Raw genomic sequence first — 19,935 nt, 5'->3', positions numbered from 1 at the left:
CTTTCAGAAGGTCGCCGACCTGCGCAAGAGACTGCGCTGGTCTTAGCTTGGCTTGTTGCCAATTTTCAGCGCCGGGCCGATTTTTTCCTGATGGGCCGTCATCCATTTCAGAGTTTCATGAAACGGCATCGGGCGGGCAATGCCAAACCCTTGCACGTGCGAGCAGCCCAATTGCGCCAGCATGGTATGCTCGCTCGGGTTCTCCACACCTTCGGCCAAAGTTTCCAATCCCAGACGCTCCGCCATTGTGACAATCGCGGCGATCATGCGCTGTTGTTCAGGGTCGCGGTCGATATTGGTCACAAAAGAGCGGTCAATTTTGATGCGTTTCACCGGTAGGCGACGGATAGAGGAGATCGAGGCATGGCCGGTGCCAAAATCGTCAAGATCAATGGAGCAGCCAAGCGCGCTGATGGCCTCAACATTGCGCACAACCATGTCATCTGGCGTGCCTGCAACCACGCTTTCAAGCACTTCGATGCCAAGGCGGCTTGCGTCGAGCTCGGTACGGTCCAGCTCCCATTGAATACGTTCCACCAGAGTTGGGCTGCGCAGTTCTTCCCCTGCGAAGTTCACGCCCACCATCGGCACTTTGAAGCCCGCATCATCCCAGGCCCGCACGGCGTCCAGAGACTGGCGCAGCATGAGATCGGCCAGTTGGCCCATCTGGCCAGTCTGATGCAGCACATCAAGGAACTGGATCGGTGCCAGAATACCGCGTTCTGGATGCTCCCAACGTGCCAGCGCTTCAAAACCGGTGACAAGGCCGGTGTCTGTCGAAACCTGCGGCTGAAACCAGGCCCGAATTTGGTCACGTTGCAGAGTGCGCGCTGCCTCGCTTTGGGTTTTGCGGCGGGATATCACCTTACGCCCCATATCCGTGGAATAGGCGCGGATATTGCTATCGCCCGTGAGTTGGGCCTCATGCAACGCCATATCGGCGGCTTGTATCATCGCTGTGGCGCTGGGGCGGTTGAGGCGGGAGGACAGGCAGAAGCCAACGGAACAACTGACATAGATGGAGGCCATCTGCAGAGGGATGGGTTCTTCAAGGGCGGTTTGAAACCGGGTGGCCATCTGTACGCCGCTGTCTACGTCGATATGTGAGACAGGTTCCAAGGCAACAGTAAAGGCGGCATCTCCGGCACGGGCCACCAGATCACCGTTGCGCAGCGCACTCTTGAGGCGGTCCGCAACGTAGCGCAGCACCTCTTCGGCCGCTTGATCACCATGGTTTTCCCGCAAACGCGCGAAATTGTCGATCTTGAGTGCGAAGCAGGCAGTGGTCTGACCGTCTTCGTCAAGGGTGACCAGTTTCTCCTGCATGCGATGTTCAAAGCCCGCCGGGGTGAGCAATCCCGTAAGCCCGTCAATCTCTGCCCGGAACCTACGCTTCGTGCCCGAGAATACCGAGGCCGCAATAAGCAGGGGCAACGGCAAGAAAAACACACAGATCAGAAGCCCGATTTCGCCAAAAGCGTACCAGGCCCCAAGACATATGGCAGGTATGAGGACTGGAAGCGCACGTCTCAAAGCCGTTTCACGGGTCCAAAACGCCCGGAGAGAGGATGACAGAGAGTCCAATCGCGACTGCATATGAAATGTCCCGTACGGCATTAATTCCAATCTAGTGTCATCGATTCTCTTAAGTGATCCGTTAACGCAGCTGCGGAATACCGTCGCTCTCTTGCTCAAATTTTAAGGGATCTCGCAGGAGGCCGGCAAAATCGAACAGTTTCGGGTCCATCATGTGGCTGGGTCGAATGTTGGTAAGTGCTTTGAACATCACCTGACGACGTCCCGGGCTGTTGGCCTCCCATTGGTCCAGTATTTGCTTGACTTGCTGACGTTGAAGGCCGTCCTGAGACCCGCAGAGATCGCAGGGGATAATTGGATAATTCATTGCCTTGGCGAACTTTTCGCAGTCCTCTTCGGCGACATGAGCCAGTGGCCGATACACAAAAAGATCGCCTTCTTCGTTTACCAATTTTGGTGGCATGGTCGCCAGTCGGCCACCATGGAAAAGATTCATAAAGAAGGTTTCCAGAATGTCGTCACGATGATGGCCCAGAACAACGGCGCTGCAGCCTTCCTCACGGGCAATACGATAAAGATTGCCACGGCGCAGACGGGAACACAGGGCGCAATAGGTGCGACCAGCGGGCACTTTGTCTTTCACGATTGAATAGGTGTCCTGATACTCCACCCGGTGGGGCACCTGCATGCGCTCCAGAAACTCCGGCAGGACCGTGGCGGGGAAATTCGGCTGCCCCTGATCCAGATTGCAGGCCAAAAGCTCTACCGGCAGCAGCCCACGCCATTTCAACTCGTGCAGCACCGCAAGCAGCGTATAAGAGTCTTTGCCGCCGGAGAGGCAGACAAGCCATTTGGCGCCCCGCTCAATCATCCCGTATTGCTCAATCGCTTCGCGCGTTTGCCGCACGATTCTTTTGCGCAACTTCTTGAAGTTCGCAGAAGAGGGCGCGTCGTGAAACAGCGGGTGTATATCGTTCAAATCGTCTAGCATGCCGTGCCTTACGCAGAGTGCTTCGCAAAGGTCAATCTATCCCCAAAGATATCCACAGGTTTACGCAAGGTCGCAAGACTTGGTTTTGAAAAAGCGAGGTTTCTGCTGTGCGATTGATTTTAATGGTCTTTTTCTCGTCGTTCTGTGCCGGAGAAGTCACAGATGCCATGAAAATTCACACCTTCTGCTGCGTCTGATGGTCAAACTGTCCCAGCCTCATCAAGGCAGGCATGCAACAGCCACATAGCAACCAAGCCTGAACGCAAAACGCCCATGGCAGAGCCACGGGCGTTCCTGTCCAATTGGACAACACGACGCAGGTATTACTGCAGCTGTTCCTGATTGCATTTACGCGCCAGATCGAGCGCCTTGGCGGTGCCGCTCAGATCAACGGTGAAGGCATATTCTTCTTCGGGGAAGACTGTCATGGTGTAGGAGCGGCTGATATCTTCGAAAACCTTGGGATTATCGGTCAGCACATAGCCGCCGCTATAGCCCTTGGTGATGTTGCCGCGCATGCCGGTGGCTTCACCAACATAGATGTCATCGCCAATCAAAAGCGCCACGCCGGATTTTTTACCGGTGCGCACGTTGGTCTCTTCTTTGGTGAAGACGCCAATATAGGCAATGCCGCGATCATCCGTCAGACCCATCTGAATGACGTTGTCGAAATCATCCTTGGTCTCCACCATGCAGGAGTTCTTTTCAGTGTCGATATAGACATTCCAACCTTCGATGGCGCCGTAACCGATAAACTTTTCGGCCATGGCCGCAGTGGCACCGAGGGACAGGGAGAGAGACAGGGCAAGGAAACGGGAAGAACGCATGGGAATGCTCCAAAACAAAACGATGACCGCAGGTTAGTGTTGAGACGCTACACTGTCCAGAAACCTATGCGGGAAATGCGCGTAGACTTGCTCAAACCTTCGGCCGTGGCCCGCTGTCGCTTTCATCGTGTTTTGGGGGAACAGGATCATATCCACTGCCGCCAAAAGGATGGCAGCGTCCTATCCGGCGTATGGTCAGCCAGCTGCCCTTGAGAGCACCATGTTTTTCAAGCGCTTCCAGCGCATACGCAGAGCAGGTGGGCTGATAGCGACAATTATGTCCGACCCAAGGGCTGAACATCAAGCGATAGGCGCGGACCGGCAGCGCAGCGATATGGGCGAGAGGCGACATGGCTGACATGTATGGTGCGTGGCGGCTGAAGGGAAGGGACGCTTTGTCTCAGGGCGCTGTGGCCTTTACTTCACGATGTGCTCGTCTTTGACAAACATATTGGCCCACGCGCGGTCGATCAGATCTGGACGCATCTGATAGGGAATGCCTTCGAACTCGCAGATCGAAATGATCTGATCGATCAAAAAAACCGGCTGATAATTGGCGTAGACGTTGTTTATGGTCGGATATTTCTCTTTGAGCAGGTGAATGAGAGAGGCTTCGTTCAGCGGGAGGCCCTTTTTCTTAGCGACAAGCGCGAAAATTTTCAGGAAGTTTTCCTGACTCGGGCCATCAATTTTGATCTTGTAAAAGATCCGGCGCAGCGCCGCCTGGTCGAAGATCTCATTGGGGTGAAAGTTGGTTGAGAAAATCACGAGGGTGTCAAACGGCACCTCAAACTTTTCACCAGATTGCAGGGCGAGGATGTCTTTGCTTTCCTCAAGCGGCACAATCCAGCGGTTGACGAGTGCCTGAGGCGGCTCTTCCTGACGGCCCAAATCGTCCACGATGAAGATGCCACCGGTGGATTTGAGCTGCAGCGGTGCCTGATAGGTGCGCGCGGTGGGATTATACACCAGATCCAGCATGTTGAGGGAGAGTTCCCCCCCGGTGATCACCGTGGGGCGATCACATTTCACATAGCGGCTGTCAAAACGGGCGGTGCGGCGCAGGCTATTCATATCCTGCTCATCCGCCTCTGCGGCGGAGTGTACAATGGGATCGTAAACGGTGATCACCTGACCGGCATATTCAATGGCGTGGGGCACATAGACCTTGTCGCCCATCGCGTCACGAATGCCGTTTGAAATTGAGGATTTCCCGTTGCCGGGCGGGCCATACATGAGAATGGAGCGGCCAGATCCTACCGCTGGGCCAAGCTGGTCGAGCAGGTCAGGGGGCAGGATCAGGTGCCCCATGGCATTGGTCAACTGGTCGCGGGTGATCTGAATATTGCGAATGGACTGGCGTTTGACCTGCTCACGGTAGACCGAGAGTGGCACCGGCATGGCACCAAAATACTCTGATTGTGCCAGCGCATCCTGCGCGCGGGATTTGCCCGCATCGGTGAGCTGATAGCCCATTTCATTGCCACTGTTGGCATTGAGTGTGCCCGTGGCCTCAAGCAGTTTCTGCTCTCGTGCCATATCCACGATCTGTTGTGTGACCGCGAGCGGCAGGCAGACGGCTTTGGCAATGTCACTCACCATGTCCACATTTTTGCGGAAAATGGTTTTCAGCAGGATGTCCCGCATCATGACAACAGGAAGTTGCATGTCCTCAAGCCGTTTTGGGGCTGGTGGGGCTGTCACATTGGCGGTCTGCATGTTCATGAACGCAACTCTCCTGAAGGGGGCGTGCACAGGCCCCGGTCGTTCCACTCCGTTTCTATGGGGTAGACACACAAAAGGTGGCGGTTTTGGGGCTGCTTCGCGCCATCAAGGTGAAGCTTGCTGTTAGATCCCGTAGAGCGTGCCCAGCACGAGGTAGGTGCAAAGCGCGAGGCCAATGCCCGTGCCCATGGGCAGGGTCATCTGATCCCCGGTTCCAACATTGATGTCATTTTCAGAGGCTTTGATGCGCCAAGCGGCCCAATCCGGTGCAAGACGTCGCAGGGGACTGTTGCGCACGATCAGCGTTGCGACGGTGGCGGCAAGGATGGATCCGAAAGTGATGAAGAGCATGGCGCGCGCGTCTGCGGCGGAGACAAACAGGGCCGCCACAGCCGCCATTTTCACATCACCCGCCCCCACCTGACGCAGCATCCACATCAGGATCAACACTGCAAAAACAACAGCATAATTGGCAAACCGCCAGGCAAACTCTGTGAACGGCAGCGTGAGCAAACCTACGGCAACAAAGACCGCGAAAAGGGCCCAGACCGACAGGTTGCTGATCCTCTTGTGCTTCATGTCCATCCAGAAGATGTAGACACAGAGCGGCAGCGCAAAGATCAGCGACCACAGGGCAAAAGTTGCGGAAACCTGCATGGCTGGCCCCTTATCAAGCGCGTGGTTCAGGAATTCTCCAGAGCATCCAATGCGCGCACAGCGGCTTCGAAATGCTGCGGGTGGGTTTCCACGGCTTCGCGCAGGAGCACTTTGCCGGTTTCTGTATCCCCTTGTTTGATCGCAGAAAGCGCCAGCGTATGCAGAAGCTGTGCCCGCTCAGTCTGAACCATGGGGATCACCGGAAGCGTGTATTTGCGCTGCGCCCCACGGGCCAGAACCATATTGTTCTTGGCGGTGAACAACGTGCTGTCCTGTCGGATGGCTTCGCCAAACAGCCGTTCCGCTTCGGCGTATTCGCCGCGGGTCAGCTTGGAATAGCCCCAGTTGTTCATCACTCCTGCCGGGCGGGTGGTGAGACCCACGGCAATCTCATAGAAACTGTCGGCGCGGTTCCACTCTTTGTTGCTGTCCGCGATCATCGCCTCAAGCCGGTAGCGCTTGAAGGTTTCATGGGTCGGCGGAATGCTGTCCAGCGTCTTCTCTGCCGCATCCCATTGGCCAGCGCGAATTTGGGAATCTGCCAGATCCACCAGATCGTTTGCGGTGCTTTCCTTATGCTTGGTCACGCGAGACCATGCCGGGACCGCTTCGGTGTAGCGTTTGGCCCGCACATAGGAAATTGCCAGACCGCGCTGAATATCAATGCGATCCGGATTATTTTTCAACGTGCGCTGAAAGTATGAAATGCCTTCATTGGGATCCGCCACAGTCAGCATCACATCTGACAGGTTGGATTCATCCACGGCATTCACGTCTTGAATGGCGCGCTCTACGCTTTCGTCAGTCTTATCTGAGCAGGCGGTCATCGTAACCAGCCCGGCCAAACAGATTGTCCCCAACACAAAATGGCGCATGTTTGCGTCCTTTGCTGCTCTAGCTCTCAATTATGGTGTTGGCCTGATGAGATAGTCGCTGCTGCCCCGCCGTACCAACTTATATTCTTGTGATTTTTGCTCACCATAGCTGGGCTGAACTGAATTTGCGAGTGCTAAGCGTAAATTATCGCGGATTGCGTCACTTTCGCCATTGTCCAGCGCATAGGCCTTTCGCAGGATCTGTTCGGCCTCGGGGAATTCCCCTTTCTCCATGAGAACAACGCCGAGATTATTCCAGGTTTCGGCCTGACTGTCGTCGGCTTTCAGGGCTTCGCGAAGTTTGTCCTCAGCCTGTCCCAGCCGCCCCATGGCCAGATTGACGGTGCCCACTGCGGCCAGAATTTCTGGTGTGCGCCCCTGTTCCACGCCGGCGCGAATGAAGGCATCCATCGCGAGCTCATATTCGCCCGCGTCCATGAGGCGCCATCCCACCAGCACGCCGTCCACCGAAGCGGCAGATCTGTCCACATCTGGGGCATAGGGGCTGCCATTGGAGAGGTCAGGGCCGCCTGTGGTGCAGGCGGCCAGACAAAGAATGCAGCTTGTGAGGGCATAGGCCCGCAAACGTGTCATGAAAGGGTCGCTTATTGCTCGTTTTTGCCTCACTGGCCGAGCGAAGTGATCCCGATCACAGACGGGCTGACCAGAATGATCAACAGCGGCGGCACAGTCAGAGCCATAGTGGCCAAAGTCATCTTTGTTGGCAACTTGTTTGCCGCCTCTTCCGCGCGCATCACACGTTTGTCACGCATTTCCCCCGCATAGACTCGCAGGGCTTCGGCGATGGAGGTACCAAAGGTGGCAGATTGGATCAGAACGGTTGTGAAAGAGGACACATCCTGCACGCCACAGCGTTCGCCCATATCGTTGAGCACTTGCGATTTGTCCTTACCGGCCTTCATTTCCTGCGCGACGATCTCAAATTCCTGGGCCAGAGCCGGGTAGGAGGCCCGCAATTCGGCGGCGACACGCACAATGGATTGGTCCAGTGATTGCCCTGCCTCTACGCAGACAAGCATCATATCAAGGCTATCCGGGAAACCTGCGGTGATCTCCTGCTTGCGCTCTTCCACGCGGCGGGTGACCCAGTATTTTGGCATGAAATAGCCTGCTGCACCGGGGCCCAATGTCCACATCAGCATGTCGGAGGTGGTGGATTCCGGGGTCTGCTTAACGAAGATGAAATAGCTCACACCAAGGATTAGAAGCCCAACACCAAGCACCATCTGCGCAAGGTGATACGCGCGCACCGCATCGCGGGAGGGATAGCCCGCCTGCATCAGTTTGAGCCGTACAGAGCTGAGCTCTTCTTCGGTTTGGGGTTCCAGAAAGGCTTTGTATTTGTCCAGCTTGGCATTGGCAGCTTTGCGGCGCAGCTTGTCCTGCTGGTCTTTCTTCTTGGAGCTGTTGGCCGACTGGCTGCGTTTGAGCTTTTCGATCGGGTCATCCTGGCGGGCAACCATGATCGCGAAAATCAACAGGGCAAAGAAGCCGCCCAGAACCAGAACCGCAAGCAATGGGCCTTGCGGGCCAAGCATGTCGGTCAACATCTGATTGATGGCTTGCATCGTGGTCATGGCGTGTCTCCTCAGACCTTGATGTTGGTCAAAATTTTCATGACGATCAGGTTCACACCCAGGAACATGCCAACGGCGATGCAGCCGGGGATGTAGAGCCAGTGGTCTTTGACGTCGTCATAATAGTTAGGGTCCATCACGTTGATCACGATCAGAGCGAGAACCGGGAAGGCGGACAGGAATTTGCCTGACCATTTGGCTTCTGCCGTGATCGCTTTCACGCGGCGGAACAGGCGGAAGCGGGCGCGGATCACCTTGGACAGACCGGCCAGAATTTCGGCCAAGTTACCGCCGGATTGCTGCTGGATGGTCACCGCCACAGACAGGAAGCGCAAATCCTGCATATCCAGACGTTCGGCCATATCCTTGAGCGCTTCCCCCAAATCGCGACCGTAGGCGGCTTCATCGGCAATCATGCCAAATTCCGAGGCAAGCGGATCATCAATCTCTTTGGAAACGATCTGAATAGCCGAAGAGAAAGGGTGGCCAACGCGCAGCGAGCGCACCATCAGTTCAATGGCATCCGGCAATTGCTCTTCGATCATGGCAATGCGTTTGCCCGCTTTCATGGAGACCCATGTGTAGACGCCGCCCACACCCATCATAATGGCAATGGCTGCGCGGGTGATCGTGCCGGTTTGCGTGCCAACCGTCAGCCCGACAAAGGCAAACACAGAGACGGCGATCATGATCATGATCAACTGCTGAGGTGTGAAGGCAATGGCGGCTTTCTGCGCCTTTTCCGCCAGCATGGAATAAAGCGGAATGCCACGGTTTTCGCCGTGCTGCTTCATCTCTTTGCGGAGCTGTTCAAGGACTTCTTCGCGTTTGGCGCCTTTGTCCAGCATCTCAAGGCGGCGGTTCACACGGCTGTTGAGGCTGATGGATTTGCCAAAAACGGTCAGATAGACGCCTTCCACAAGCACGAAGACGCCAACAAAGATAAGACCATAGACGATGAGTTCGGGTGAGAATGGCATGTCTGTTACCCCGCAGACGGTTCGTAGATTTCTGGCGGAAGATCATAGCCCCAGAGGCGGAAACGCTCTGAGAAGTGGGATCGCACGCCAGTGGCCGTGAAGTGGCCAATGATCTTGTTTTCCGGCGTCAGGCCGGTGCGTTGAAAGCGGAAGATTTCCTGCATGGAGATCACATCCCCTTCCATACCGGTGATCTCGGTGATGGAGGTCATGCGGCGGGAGCCATCCTGAAGGCGGGAGGCCTGAACAATCAGGTTCACAGCCGAAGAAATCTGGCTGCGCACCGCTTTGATCGGCATTTCGATCCCGGCCATGGCAATCATGTTTTCCAAGCGAGAAATACCATCACGCGCGTTGTTGGCGTGGATGGTGGTCATGGAGCCGTCGTGGCCGGTGTTCATTGCTTGCAGCATGTCGATGACTTCCTCGCCACGGGTCTCGCCCACGATGATGCGATCCGGGCGCATCCGCAGCGCGTTTTTCAGACAGTCGCGCGGGGAGACTTCGCCTTTGCCTTCCACGTTGGGCGGGCGGCTTTCCATCCGACCCACATGAGTCTGTTGCAGCTGAAGTTCCGCCGTATCCTCGATGGTGAGGATGCGTTCGGCGTTGTCGATGAAAGAGCTGAGCGCGTTGAGCGTGGTGGTCTTACCTGAACCTGTACCACCGGACACAATCACATTGAGGCGCGTGGCCACAGCGGCCTGAAGATAGGCGGCCATTTCCTCAGAAAACGCGCCAAACCGCACCAAATCGTCAATGCCAAGCTTGTCTTTCTTAAACTTACGAATGGACACCAGCGAACCATCCACCGCAATCGGGGAGACCATGGCGTTGAAACGCGAGCCATCCGCCAAACGGGCGTCCACATAGGGGTTGGATTCATCCACACGGCGTCCAACGGCGGAAACGATCTTGTCGATGATCCGCAGCAGGTGGCGCTCGTCTTTGAACACGATGTCGGTCAGTTCAAGTTTGCCTGCGCGTTCCACAAAAATCTGTTTGGGGCCGTTCACCAGAATATCGTTGACGGTTTCGTCCTGGAGCAGGGTCTCAAGCGGACCGAGGCCCGTGACCTCATCGTAGAGTTCCTGAAATAGGGTGGTGCGTTCTTCGCGGTTCAGAACGATGGCTTTGTCCTGTAATACCTCGGTTGCGATGGCGGTAATTTCTGTACGCAGTTCCCGCTCAGAGGCCTTGTCCAGTGCGGCCAGGTTCAGATTGTCGAGCAACTCACGGTGAAGCTCAAGCTTGATCTCCCCCAGGCGTTCCTTACGGCGGCGTTCCTTGTCGCCTGCGACAGCTTCCGCAGCCGCTTGTGGAGCGGGGCGGCGCATGACGCGTTTTGGTTCTGGAGCTGCGCTGGCCGTGCTTGCCGCAGGGGCGGCCTTGGCCACAGGCTTGGGCGCCGTTTCCGCCGCTTTTTGTGCGACGGCGGTATCTGTCTTGGCGTCGGCTTTTTTGTAGCGTGAGAACATGCGCTATGTCCCTCCTCAGGCGGCTTTGTCGTCGGATTGGTCCAACGCGTGAAGGCTGTTGGCGAGTTTTGCGATCTCTTTGCGCAGCGGGTTTTTAGCGGCGGCAACCGCCAATGGCTGTCCGTGGTCTGCGGCTTGCAAAACCTGCTTGCCGCCATCAGGCAGATGCAGGTCAATGCCAATGCTCAGGCTTTCCGCCAGACGTTTGACGCGGCTTTTGCCCGCCAGATCGGTGAATTTTGGCGCGCGGTTCATGACATAGCGCAGCTTTTCAAACGGCAGGTCTTCGGCCTGCAGCGCGCGCTTGAGCCGCATGGCGTTCTGCGCAGAGCGCATGTCGATTTCCATCGTCGCAAAATAGACATGAGCGGCCTGAAGCACCACTTCGGACCATTGCACCAGCGTCGATGGCATGTCGACGATCACGTAATCATAGTGTTTGCGCGCCATTTCGATCACGCGTTCCACATCCTCCGGACCAATCAGATCCAGCGGGATGATATCAGAGGGCGCGGTCAGCACATGCAGCTTCTCTTCATAGGTCTGAAGCGCTTGCCCAAAGCTTTCACTGTCCATGCTTTCTGTATCTGTGATCAATTCAAACACCGACTCCGGGCGCGGAAGGTCGAGATACGTCGACATGGTGCCAAATTGCAGATCCAGATCCAGCAGGCAGACGCTGGGTGGTGTTTTTGAAATTGTGGCCAGTTCCCAGCCCAGATTTGTGGCAAGGGTTGTGGCCCCTGTCCCCCCCGCCAGACCATGCACAGCGATCACCACGCCTTCGCGGGATTCTTCATTGGCGGCAAGTTTCACCTGCGGCGCCTGAGACGGCTCAGGCGTATTGGCGCGGATGCGGATTTTTTCGATTGCCGCCTGCAACTCTCCGGGTGGCAGCGGGTAGGGGATGAACTCATCTGCCCCATTGCGCAGCAGATGGTGCAGGGAGGCTGGCGTCACATCCTCGGCAATCAGAAGTGTGCGGATGTTGCGATTGCGGGCTTCGGTGATGATTTCTGTGAGATCATCAAGCGCATCCTCATCCATGTCATCAATGGCAAGGGCGATAAATTCCAGATGTTCGGCGTCGGGTTGCTCCATAAACGGCACAGCGTCTTCCAGCCCCAGATCGCCCCATTGCTCTCCGAGTGCCTCTTCCATGTCGACAATCAACAGCTCAAAATTCTGCACATCGCGGCACACGGTACATGCCAGGATTTGACTTTGATCTGCCTGCAGCGCTTCGCTACCCATATTCAGCCTCTAGTTACTCTTGCGCATACTCAGCGCGTTGTTTTGAAGAGGTGCCCACCTCAGTGAGGCAGGGTTTGTCCCCATATCTGTCCCTCATGTCAGAGGGCACAGTTTGCCTCAGCTCCGAACATCTCCCTCAACTGGGGCAACATTGGGGCCAAAAAGCCGAAATTGTGCGGAATTGTGCGACGATCCTGCGTCCTTGCGGCGATCGTTTCCACGGCATGAAAAAAGCCGACCCAAGGGCCGGCTTTGTTTAAGTGATTGTAGCTGCGTGGTTTTATCCGCCGCTGTCGCCGCTGATCGACAATCCGCTGATGGATGCGGTTGGCACGGCACTGGAGACATATTCACGGTACACCACGGCGGCGTATTTGCCGTCCAAAATATTGGGGTGGTTGTCTACGAAGCCTGTCACCTCTGTGACGGTGCGGCGATTCTTGCGCTCCCGCCCTTGTGTCACAACCAGTGGCTGGGATTTGCCCAGTGACACCACCGCTTCAAGACGATTACGCTCCACGCCTTGCGTTGTCAGATAGGCAACGACGGCACGTGCGCGGCGCAGTCCCAAGGACTTATTATAGGCGTTTGAACCAACAGCATCCGTATGGCCATAGACTTTAAAGCGCACTTCCGGGAACTGATTGATCCAGATGGCCTGCTGACGCAGGATGGCGCGGGCCTCCTGATCCAGCGTCGCGCTGTCAAAGCCAAAGTTCACCATGGTTGGCACCTCTTCGGCAAACCGCGTGGCAAGGCTCAGCACATAGGTGCGGTCGCCATTCTGAAGCCCGAGATTGTTGGAGGTCGCCTCGCCATATGTGCCCGGATCCACGACAGAGCCAGCCTCACGCACCCATGAGGGAAGCGCGCTGCTGTCGCCATCAGAGCAGGCGCTCATGAGCAGGAGGGCGAGGGCGGCAAGTTTTTTGAACATATCTCTGCCCTTCCTCAGTCCATCACATAGCCGTAAGAGCCGGAGAAATCGTGTTTTGCGACTTCACCAGCGGCACCGCGCTGTTTTTTCACGTTGCCGGTCGTGTGACCCAGCAGGAAGAGTTCCTGCTCTGTGGGCAGTTTGACACGATCGGTTGGCAGAGCCAGCGCTTCACCGCGTGTTGGCGTGACCAGATGCGCGGTGACGATCACCACCAGTTCTGACTGAGATCGCTCGTAGTCGGCACTGCGGAAGAGTGTGCCAAGCACCGGCACGTCGCCGAGCCAGGGCACCTGAGAGTTGTTGTCGAGGAAGTCATCCTGAAGCAGGCCGGAAATGGCAAAGCTCTCACCGTCGCGCAGCTCCACCGTGGTGGAGGTTTCACGGCGGCTGAAGGCGGCGATGTTCAATGTGCCGTCAGAAAAGCCATTTGCGGTATCCAACGCCGACACAGCGGTGGCCAGCTCAAGGTTGATCAAATCGCCATCAATCACCCGTGGAATGAAGTTCAACTCCACACCGAAGGGTTTGAATTCCACAGAAATGGTGCCTTCTTCCTGCGCCACCGGAATAGGATATTCCCCGCCTGCCAGGAATTTGGCTTCCTGACCTGACAGTGCTGTCAGATTCGGCTCTGCCAGGGTACGTACGACACCTTTGGTTTCCAGCGCCTGCAGCAGAAGGTTGATCTCAAACGCGCCAGCGCTGAGATTGAAAAAACCTGCGCCGCGTGAGTTGGGATCAAGATTGCGCGTGCCATCATCGTTGGGGCGCTGGTTGAAAATCCCGGTGCGCAGAGTGATGTCGTCATTGTTTGTGATGTTGAAGTCGGTTGTCAGCGCTTTGGACACGCTGCGCTGCATCTCAGCAAAGCGGACTTTGAGCGTCACCTGCTGCACGCCGCCGACCACCATCAGGTTGGACACGCGCTCGGGCGCATAGCGTTCCGCCAGATCCAGCGCGCGTTGCAGCTTCTGGGCCGAGGAAACAGTGCCGGACATGACGATACCGTCATTGGCGGAGCGGATCTCAATTTTTTCATTTGGAAGGATCTGCTGAAGCCGTTCCTTGAATTCACTCAGATCTGGCGCCACGCGCACTTCCACGTTGGTGATCAACTTGCCGGTTGCGTCCAGCAAGGTCAGTGTTGTCAGGCCGGGCGATTTCCCCAGAACGTAGATTGTGCGGTCCGACAGAGAGGAAATATCCGCAATCGCCGGGTTGGCGATGGAAAGCTCCGCAAAGGGCACATCACTTTCCACAACCACGGCGCGGTTCATCGGAACCCCCAGTGTGGAAGACGTACCACTGCGCACAACGCGCAGCGTTTCCGCGTTACTTGGGGTCGCCACGAATGGCATAATCCCGATGGCGACACCCAGCAGGGCCGCCCCAAACAGTCTTTTCATAGTCATGTGACCTGCCTCTCGATCACGCCTCAGTTCGTGGATCTTTCGCCCACAGTTTTTTGTACTGTGCGCCAATTGGCGAATTATTGCAAGAATCAATGGTTTCAGCGGTGTTTTGAATGCTCAGTCTGTGGAGGCATGGCCACATTCTTTCTGAGGTGGATGTCGGTTTTTCTCATAAAATAAAGGCGCCCGAGATGCGGGCGCCTTTCGAAAAACGATGTTGTGAACCGCTGCGTGACGCAGTCTTAATTGGTACAGGGGATCGGGATTTCGATCACTTGGCCCGCCTTGCGGTTCTTGATGGTGCAGACCCGTTCCGGTGCGACCTGCACGATTTCACGGGCGACCGGCTGCGCCTCTTCCTGCAGACCCAGTAGGGATTTTTGATCCACTTCGATCACTTCCGCGACGGTGTCATCCCCCGCGCCGACCAATGACAGGGACAGGCGGCCAGAGCTTTGAGCGAAGTTCAGGGAGGGGACTTCTTCTGATGTGACCGCCACGGTCACGGTCCGAGCGATGCCGCCGCCTTTCATCTCTTCATTCACGGATTGGTCCACCGCGATCAGCTTTACATTGGGCTGGATCAGTTTGGTGAAGTCACCACGGCCAGAGCGGTCGTTGTCTGCACGACCCGTCCAGTAGACGTCGACACGATCCCCGGGGCGCAGCAGGCCAGAAACGCCGCTGGTCACGTCCACTTTGATAGTGAAGGCGCGCTCACCTTCCTTAAGGCGCGAGCGAATGCCTGCTTCCTGGCCGGGTTCGGTCAGTTTGGCGGCAATCAGAACTTCGCCTTTTTCCATGGTGCGCAGGATCACGCGCTGTTGGTTGTCCCCATCCGGGAACAACACCTCGGCGTCGGTGAACATGCCGTCCACCACGGCTGCTTTGGGCCATTTCACGCGGCGCACGTCTTTGATGGCGAGCTTTTCGCCAAATTTCATTTCACGCGCAACGATGAAGCCATCAACCAGATCAACGGCGGGGGGCGCATTCTTGCGCGCCATCTCAGCCTGACGGTCCAGTTCTTTGATGTAGTTCTGCGCCATGTAGACCGCGAATCCTGCGATCCCCAGTCCGATCAACAAAACGGCAGCGAATATAGCACGCATCGGTTCTACCTCGTGTTTGTGTTCCCGGCCTTTGGGCGGTGTGCCCGCGCCGAGAATGGGTCATCTGACAGTCTTGTCCTGGAATGTGGCAACTTCGGGGTGGGATAGAGCAGCTTTCGTGGCTTTTAGATCCAATCCGGCTTCCGTCCACATTGCTCCCGTATTGAGGCCGCGCAGCATGTCAGAAAATTGATACAGGCGCTCCTGATCGGGCGCCGGTATCGCGTTCAGATTTGGTGGCCTGATCTCAGGCCCGCGCTCGTGGTGACTATTGCGGGACAACAACCGCGTCGGTTGCAGCATCCGCATCATTGAGTACCACGGCAGCAGCACGCACAGGTTCATCTGTGACGGCTTCGATGGCAGCAAAGGCAGCGACAGCCAGCCCCACCACAGCCGCGGTCAACACAACCCAGTCAACAGTGACTGCGCCGGCTTCTTCGCGACGGAATGTGGAAAGAGAAAATTTCATGGCAGCCTCTCGTCTCGGATAGGAGGACATCCCCCAGTTAAGTGAAAGAGGGCGCAGATGCGCCCTCATGTCGTAGGCGGCTAGGCTTAGCTGTCAGCCGCTGCGCCAGGAGCGATGGTTGCGGTTGCAGCGTCTGCACCGTTGAGCGCGCCAGCCGCTTGGCCTGTCAGCGTGGAGGTGGATGTTTCGATGGCGGTGAATGCTGCCACTGCGAGGCCAACCACGGCTGCGGTCAGAACAACCCAGTCAACAGTTACGGCGCCAGCTTCGTCTTTGCGGAAGTTTTTGATGAATTTGATCATGGTGTCTCTCCAAAAATAGATGTGTCAGGTGAGCGCGGCAGGATATGTTTTCTGCCTGCGCTCAGAGGGTCTGGACTTAGCTGTCAGCCGCTGCGCCAGGAGCGATGGTTGCGGTTGCGGCGTCTGCACCGTTGAGCGCGCCAGCCGCTTGGCCTGTCAGCGTGGAGGTGGATGTTTCGATGGCGGTGAATGCTGCCACTGCGAGGCCAACCACGGCTGCGGTCAGAACAACCCAGTCAACAGTTACGGCGCCGGCTTCGTCTTTGCGGAAGTTTTTGATGAACTTGATCATAGTGTGTCCCTCCAAAGGATCAGTTGGTTTTGCCACCCTGTCAGGCGTTAGCGGCGTGTCTCTCTCTTGCCTGCCCGACTTGGTATGACAGCAATATCCCCCTCGAATGGGGCGGGAATTGGGCGCAAGTGGTTCCATTTTGGATCAAATGCGAAATGTTGAATTTCCCATGGTAAGTTATTGTTTTTGAATGATTATGATTTTAATTTTGCCTTAACCTTAGTGCTTGCGCTGCATTTGATCTTCACGAATCGCATCCGTTTTCAGGGGATTGGGGCCGCGAAACTGGCTTCAAAATGAGAATTCTGCCAAACTCCGCGAAAAGGATCCGAGCAGGGTGTCAATAAATGCGTAAAAACAGTGTGTGGGCTTCCTTTGCCCTGTGGTCTCTGTTGGTTTCGACCTTAGCGTTGGGCATCGCCTCTGCTGGTTTGGCTGAGGGGCCCAAGCCGTTTCCTGATTTTTCTGCAAAGCGAGTCACGCCGCCAAAGCCGGGGCAATCCAAGCGCATCACCGTTCAAATCGCACCCAAGGATCCTCTGGCCGTTCAAACACCCGAAGCAGGCCCCCCTCAGTCAAAAGGGCAGAAAGCACCAGCCGTTGTGGCATGGTTTTGGGAGGATGTGTCTCCTGACTTGGATGCCAGCGGGCCGGGACGTCTGGAGCCTGCGTTGCAAAGCCTCTCCAATCCACCACAAGGCGAAGCTGTGCCTGCGCCACGACTGGCCACCCTGCAGGGGATCGTGCAAGCACATGGCACGGACATTCTGATTGCCACAATCGGTAAGCAGGTCTCTCCGGCTTTGGTGCTCGCGGTGATAGCCGTGGAATCCGGGGGGCGTGTCGAGGCCCAGAGTGGTGCAGGCGCGCAGGGCTTAATGCAACTGATGCCTGCCACGGCGGCGCGTTTTGGTGTGGTGGACAGTTTTGATGGCGCCGCCAATATTGCGGGGGGAGCGTTGTTTCTGGATTTCCTGATGCAGAAGTTCGAAGGTGACCCGATTTTGGTGCTTGCCGGATACAATGCAGGGGAGAATGCGATTGCGGAGCATAGCGGTGTGCCGCCCTATGCTGAGACACGCGCATATGTGCCCAAAGTGCTGGCCGCGTTTCAGGTGGCGCGCGCGCTTTGCATGACGCCACCTGAACTGATCACAGATGGATGTGTGTTCGCCAAACCATGAGGCCGAGTGGCGCGATGGCTTAACGCGCGTTGCCTTAACAGTTGGGCACGTTGACAGCGAGGCCGCCCAGCGAGGTCTCTTTGTACTTCTCGTGCATGTCCGCACCCGTTTGGCGCATGGTTTCGATCACCGCGTCCAGAGGGACAAAGTGCTCTCCATCGCCGCGCAGGGCAAGCGAGGCCGCAGACACCGCTTTGATCGCGCCCAGACCATTGCGCTCAATGCAGGGCACCTGCACCAGCCCTTTGACAGGGTCACAAGTCATGCCAAGGTGATGTTCCAGTGCGATCTCTGCGGCATTCTCCACCTGTGCGGGGGTGCCCCCCATCACAGCACATAGTCCCGCGGCCGCCATAGCAGAGGCGGATCCCACCTCGGCCTGACACCCCGCCTCAGCGCCGGAGATGGAGGCGTTGAATTTCACCAGCCCGCCGATCGCTGCCGCGGTCAGCAGGAACTCGTCGATCCGTGAGGAGGTCGCGCCGGGCACGTGGTCCAGCCAATAGCGGATCACCGCAGGCAAGACGCCCGCCGCGCCATTGGTGGGGGCTGTGACCACTTGACCACCGGCGGCGTTTTCCTCGTTCACCGCCATGGCATAGGCGCTCATCCAGTCATTGATCGTATGTGGCGCATTGAGGTTCATGCCTCGCTCCGCCTGCAGCGCGTCATGAATGCCTTTGGCGCGACGGCGCACATTGAGGCCGCCGGGCAGGGTGCCATCGGTGGTCAGACCGCGATCAATGCAGTCGTTCATCACTTGCCAGATGCGCGCGCAGCCTTTGCTGAGACTGTCAGGGCATCCGCGTGCCACCTCGTTGGCCTGTTTCATGGCGGCGATGGATTTGCCGGAATGCTCCGCCATGTCCAGCATCTCAACCGCGCTTTTGAACGGGTAGGGAACGGGGGCGCCTTCGTCGGTTGCCTTGCCGTCGTTGAGTTCTGCTTCGGTGACCACAAAGCCCCCGCCGATGGAATAATAGGTCTCCTGCAGGATCACATCGCCCTGCGCATCGGTGGCCATGAGGATCATACCGTTGGCATGGCCCGGCAGATTGGGGCCGAAGTCAAACTTCAGATCTTGGCGGGGATCAAAATGCAGGGCGGGCAGACCTTCTGGATGCACAAGGCCCGTGTCGCGGATCTCGGCCAGAGCCGCTTCGGCTTTGTCATTGTCATAGCTGTCAGGTTGAAAGCCTGCCAATCCAAGAATTGTAGCCCGGTCGGTTGCGTGGCCGACGCCCGTAAATGCCAGAGACCCATGCAGGCTGCCGCGCAGCCCATGCACCTCAAAGGGAGAATTGCGCAGCACATCCAGAAAACGTGCAGCGGCCACCATGGGGCCCATGGTATGTGATGAAGAGGGGCCAATGCCCACTTTGAACATGTCAAAGACGGAGAGGAACATTAGGTCGCAGATCCTTCTGGCGGAGTGGCTAGGATGGGGGCGGTGAAGGGGGTTGGGCCAAGCCCTTCTGCCTGTTGCGCGGCATGTGTGCTGGCACGTGCTTCTGCGCGCAGGCATATTGCATGCAGGGTTGGGTAAGTATCAAGTTGGAACCATGGCTGCTCTGGCATTTCGGCATAGAGCTTGGTCCAGCGCAGCAGGCAGGGCACATAAAGGTCCAGAAGTGTCGGTGTCACATCGCCCGCAAGGCCAGATGTGTCTGATAGCCCTTGTTCCAGAATGTCTAAGTCCTGTTTCAGCCGGGTCTGAAACACGCGGCGCAGTTGCGCCTGATGGTCGGGGTCCGCACCAATGACTTTTTCAGGATAGAACAAATGGCGCAGATCAATCTGGAAGGTGTTGGAGCACCATAGCATCCATTTCAAAAAGGCCGCACGGTTCTCTGTGCGCGCAGGTGGCGCGAGCTTGCCAGTGGTCTCCGACAGCCAAAGAAGAATCGCAGCGGTTTCAAAGAGGGGGCCGTCTGGCGTCTCCAGAACCGGAATGGTGCCATTGGGATTAAGGGCAAGGTACTCGGGAGATTGTTGTGCGGTCTTGCGCCGATCCACCAGCAGAGTCTCATAGGGCAAACCAAGCTCCTCCAGTGCCAGCCGGATGATCAGCGAGGCATTGTCAGGTGCATAGTGAAGGCGATACGGATCTGTCATACTAAGATTTCTAACGGTCGTAGAAACGGGCTGGCGGCGCAAAAGCGACGTTTCCGATCGGAAACACGCAGCCCGGCCCTGGTCAAGCTGGCAAACCCGTGTTGAAAACAGGTTTCAGGCCCGAAAAGCGTAGGATCTCTGGGGATTTCCCGCAATCGGCTCTCGCCCCCGGCGGCCATCTTTTC

The 19,935-nt window shown here is 56.9% G+C and carries 21 protein-coding genes; 1 reads left to right on the top strand and 20 read right to left on the bottom strand.

All coding sequences use genetic code 11. From position 1 onward, the window contains the following. Nucleotides 1-42: 42 nt before the first annotated feature. The 18 genes from SHM7688_RS08535 to SHM7688_RS08450 form a co-directional block, all read right to left on the bottom strand. Nucleotides 43-1,596, bottom strand: coding sequence for a putative bifunctional diguanylate cyclase/phosphodiesterase (locus SHM7688_RS08535; RefSeq protein ID WP_083498998.1), 1,554 nt, complete (start codon nucleotides 1,594-1,596; stop codon nucleotides 43-45). Nucleotides 1,597-1,657: 61 nt separating this feature from the next. Continuing rightward, nucleotides 1,658-2,527, bottom strand: coding sequence for a tRNA 2-thiocytidine(32) synthetase TtcA (ttcA, locus tag SHM7688_RS08530; RefSeq protein ID WP_058239517.1), 870 nt, complete (start codon nucleotides 2,525-2,527; stop codon nucleotides 1,658-1,660). A gap of 323 nt (nucleotides 2,528-2,850) precedes the next feature. Continuing rightward, nucleotides 2,851-3,354, bottom strand: coding sequence for a hypothetical protein (locus SHM7688_RS08525; protein WP_223229225.1), 504 nt, complete (start codon nucleotides 3,352-3,354; stop codon nucleotides 2,851-2,853). A gap of 91 nt (nucleotides 3,355-3,445) precedes the next feature. Beyond that, on the bottom strand, nucleotides 3,446-3,706 hold the full coding sequence (gene yidD, locus SHM7688_RS08520; protein WP_058239697.1) for a membrane protein insertion efficiency factor YidD: 261 nt from the start codon (nucleotides 3,704-3,706) through the stop codon (nucleotides 3,446-3,448). 65 nt (nucleotides 3,707-3,771) lie between these two features. Further along, complete coding sequence (locus tag SHM7688_RS08515; RefSeq protein WP_058239516.1) at nucleotides 3,772-5,079, bottom strand: DUF8689 domain-containing protein; 1,308 nt, start codon at nucleotides 5,077-5,079, stop codon at nucleotides 3,772-3,774. 123 nt (nucleotides 5,080-5,202) lie between these two features. Continuing rightward, nucleotides 5,203-5,736, bottom strand: coding sequence for an A24 family peptidase (locus tag SHM7688_RS08510; RefSeq protein ID WP_058239515.1), 534 nt, complete (start codon nucleotides 5,734-5,736; stop codon nucleotides 5,203-5,205). 26 nt (nucleotides 5,737-5,762) lie between these two features. After that, nucleotides 5,763-6,611, bottom strand: a complete 849-nt coding sequence (locus tag SHM7688_RS08505; protein WP_058239514.1) for a tetratricopeptide repeat protein — start codon at nucleotides 6,609-6,611, stop codon at nucleotides 5,763-5,765. Nucleotides 6,612-6,641: 30 nt separating this feature from the next. Then, entirely contained in the window at nucleotides 6,642-7,205 is a 564-nt protein-coding gene (locus SHM7688_RS08500) for a tetratricopeptide repeat protein (protein WP_058239513.1), read from the bottom strand. Nucleotides 7,206-7,234: 29 nt separating this feature from the next. Next, a complete protein-coding gene (locus SHM7688_RS08495; RefSeq protein WP_058239512.1) occupies nucleotides 7,235-8,209 on the bottom strand; it encodes a type II secretion system F family protein in 975 nt (324 codons plus the stop codon). Between the two features lie 11 nt (nucleotides 8,210-8,220). Continuing rightward, a complete protein-coding gene (locus SHM7688_RS08490) occupies nucleotides 8,221-9,189 on the bottom strand; it encodes a type II secretion system F family protein (RefSeq protein WP_058239511.1) in 969 nt (322 codons plus the stop codon). A gap of 5 nt (nucleotides 9,190-9,194) precedes the next feature. Further along, complete coding sequence (locus tag SHM7688_RS08485) at nucleotides 9,195-10,667, bottom strand: TadA family conjugal transfer-associated ATPase (protein WP_058239510.1); 1,473 nt, start codon at nucleotides 10,665-10,667, stop codon at nucleotides 9,195-9,197. A 15-nt stretch (nucleotides 10,668-10,682) separates the two neighbouring features. Beyond that, entirely contained in the window at nucleotides 10,683-11,921 is a 1,239-nt protein-coding gene (locus SHM7688_RS08480) for a CpaE/TadZ family protein (protein ID WP_058239509.1), read from the bottom strand. Nucleotides 11,922-12,201: 280 nt separating this feature from the next. Continuing rightward, complete coding sequence (locus tag SHM7688_RS08475; protein ID WP_058239508.1) at nucleotides 12,202-12,858, bottom strand: OmpA family protein; 657 nt, start codon at nucleotides 12,856-12,858, stop codon at nucleotides 12,202-12,204. Nucleotides 12,859-12,872: 14 nt separating this feature from the next. Further along, a complete protein-coding gene (locus SHM7688_RS08470) occupies nucleotides 12,873-14,273 on the bottom strand; it encodes a type II and III secretion system protein family protein (RefSeq protein ID WP_058239507.1) in 1,401 nt (466 codons plus the stop codon). A gap of 242 nt (nucleotides 14,274-14,515) precedes the next feature. Further along, on the bottom strand, nucleotides 14,516-15,385 hold the full coding sequence (cpaB, locus tag SHM7688_RS08465; RefSeq protein WP_058239506.1) for a Flp pilus assembly protein CpaB: 870 nt from the start codon (nucleotides 15,383-15,385) through the stop codon (nucleotides 14,516-14,518). A gap of 268 nt (nucleotides 15,386-15,653) precedes the next feature. Further along, nucleotides 15,654-15,857, bottom strand: coding sequence for a hypothetical protein (locus SHM7688_RS08460; protein ID WP_058239505.1), 204 nt, complete (start codon nucleotides 15,855-15,857; stop codon nucleotides 15,654-15,656). Between the two features lie 86 nt (nucleotides 15,858-15,943). Continuing rightward, a complete protein-coding gene (locus SHM7688_RS08455; RefSeq protein WP_058239504.1) occupies nucleotides 15,944-16,159 on the bottom strand; it encodes a hypothetical protein in 216 nt (71 codons plus the stop codon). Between the two features lie 76 nt (nucleotides 16,160-16,235). After that, the gene (locus SHM7688_RS08450; protein WP_058239504.1) at nucleotides 16,236-16,451 is read right to left on the bottom strand and encodes a hypothetical protein; all 216 of its coding nucleotides are present in this window, start codon (nucleotides 16,449-16,451) and stop codon (nucleotides 16,236-16,238) included. Between the two features lie 347 nt (nucleotides 16,452-16,798). Here SHM7688_RS08450 and SHM7688_RS08445 point away from each other — a divergent pair, with 347 nt between their 5' ends. Continuing rightward, a complete protein-coding gene (locus SHM7688_RS08445) occupies nucleotides 16,799-17,635 on the top strand; it encodes a lytic transglycosylase domain-containing protein (RefSeq protein WP_058239503.1) in 837 nt (278 codons plus the stop codon). 34 nt (nucleotides 17,636-17,669) lie between these two features. On the opposite strand, the gene SHM7688_RS08440 is transcribed toward SHM7688_RS08445, so the two are convergent. Both SHM7688_RS08440 and SHM7688_RS08435 read right to left on the bottom strand, forming a co-directional pair. After that, nucleotides 17,670-19,043 carry an L-serine ammonia-lyase gene (locus SHM7688_RS08440; protein WP_058239502.1) on the bottom strand — a complete coding sequence of 458 codons (1,374 nt, stop codon included), beginning with the start codon at nucleotides 19,041-19,043 and terminating at the stop codon, nucleotides 17,670-17,672. Beyond that, nucleotides 19,043-19,750, bottom strand: coding sequence for a glutathione S-transferase family protein (locus tag SHM7688_RS08435; protein ID WP_058239501.1), 708 nt, complete (start codon nucleotides 19,748-19,750; stop codon nucleotides 19,043-19,045). Before SHM7688_RS08435 ends, SHM7688_RS08440 begins: the two co-directional genes overlap by 1 nt. Nucleotides 19,751-19,935: the final 185 nt, after the last annotated feature.

Origin of the sequence: Shimia marina, assembly GCF_001458175.1 — a bacterium.
GTDB classification, from domain to species: domain Bacteria; phylum Pseudomonadota; class Alphaproteobacteria; order Rhodobacterales; family Rhodobacteraceae; genus Shimia; species Shimia marina.
The sequence above is the reverse complement of the archived record's forward strand: the minus strand, read 5'-3'. Positions and strand labels throughout refer to the sequence as shown.

Bases quoted from the DNA above. Each gene is read 5' to 3' on its own strand.
- SHM7688_RS08535 (WP_083498998.1), bottom strand. From the start codon at position 1,596: ATGCAGTCGCGATTGGACTCTCTGTCATCCTCTCTCCGGGCGTTTTGG.
- ttcA (WP_058239517.1), bottom strand. From the start codon at position 2,527: ATGCTAGACGATTTGAACGATATACACCCGCTGTTTCACGACGCGCCC.
- SHM7688_RS08525 (WP_223229225.1), bottom strand. From the start codon at position 3,354: ATGCGTTCTTCCCGTTTCCTTGCCCTGTCTCTCTCCCTGTCCCTCGGT.
- yidD (WP_058239697.1), bottom strand. From the start codon at position 3,706: ATGTCGCCTCTCGCCCATATCGCTGCGCTGCCGGTCCGCGCCTATCGC.
- SHM7688_RS08515 (WP_058239516.1), bottom strand. From the start codon at position 5,079: ATGAACATGCAGACCGCCAATGTGACAGCCCCACCAGCCCCAAAACGG.
- SHM7688_RS08510 (WP_058239515.1), bottom strand. From the start codon at position 5,736: ATGCAGGTTTCCGCAACTTTTGCCCTGTGGTCGCTGATCTTTGCGCTG.
- SHM7688_RS08505 (WP_058239514.1), bottom strand. From the start codon at position 6,611: ATGCGCCATTTTGTGTTGGGGACAATCTGTTTGGCCGGGCTGGTTACG.
- SHM7688_RS08500 (WP_058239513.1), bottom strand. From the start codon at position 7,205: ATGACACGTTTGCGGGCCTATGCCCTCACAAGCTGCATTCTTTGTCTG.
- SHM7688_RS08495 (WP_058239512.1), bottom strand. From the start codon at position 8,209: ATGACCACGATGCAAGCCATCAATCAGATGTTGACCGACATGCTTGGC.
- SHM7688_RS08490 (WP_058239511.1), bottom strand. From the start codon at position 9,189: ATGCCATTCTCACCCGAACTCATCGTCTATGGTCTTATCTTTGTTGGC.
- SHM7688_RS08485 (WP_058239510.1), bottom strand. From the start codon at position 10,667: ATGTTCTCACGCTACAAAAAAGCCGACGCCAAGACAGATACCGCCGTC.
- SHM7688_RS08480 (WP_058239509.1), bottom strand. From the start codon at position 11,921: ATGGGTAGCGAAGCGCTGCAGGCAGATCAAAGTCAAATCCTGGCATGT.
- SHM7688_RS08475 (WP_058239508.1), bottom strand. From the start codon at position 12,858: ATGTTCAAAAAACTTGCCGCCCTCGCCCTCCTGCTCATGAGCGCCTGC.
- SHM7688_RS08470 (WP_058239507.1), bottom strand. From the start codon at position 14,273: ATGACTATGAAAAGACTGTTTGGGGCGGCCCTGCTGGGTGTCGCCATC.
- cpaB (WP_058239506.1), bottom strand. From the start codon at position 15,385: ATGCGTGCTATATTCGCTGCCGTTTTGTTGATCGGACTGGGGATCGCA.
- SHM7688_RS08460 (WP_058239505.1), bottom strand. From the start codon at position 15,857: ATGAAATTTTCTCTTTCCACATTCCGTCGCGAAGAAGCCGGCGCAGTC.
- SHM7688_RS08455 (WP_058239504.1), bottom strand. From the start codon at position 16,159: ATGATCAAATTCATCAAAAACTTCCGCAAAGACGAAGCTGGCGCCGTA.
- SHM7688_RS08450 (WP_058239504.1), bottom strand. From the start codon at position 16,451: ATGATCAAGTTCATCAAAAACTTCCGCAAAGACGAAGCCGGCGCCGTA.
- SHM7688_RS08445 (WP_058239503.1), top strand. From the start codon at position 16,799: ATGCGTAAAAACAGTGTGTGGGCTTCCTTTGCCCTGTGGTCTCTGTTG.
- SHM7688_RS08440 (WP_058239502.1), bottom strand. From the start codon at position 19,043: ATGTTCCTCTCCGTCTTTGACATGTTCAAAGTGGGCATTGGCCCCTCT.
- SHM7688_RS08435 (WP_058239501.1), bottom strand. From the start codon at position 19,750: ATGACAGATCCGTATCGCCTTCACTATGCACCTGACAATGCCTCGCTG.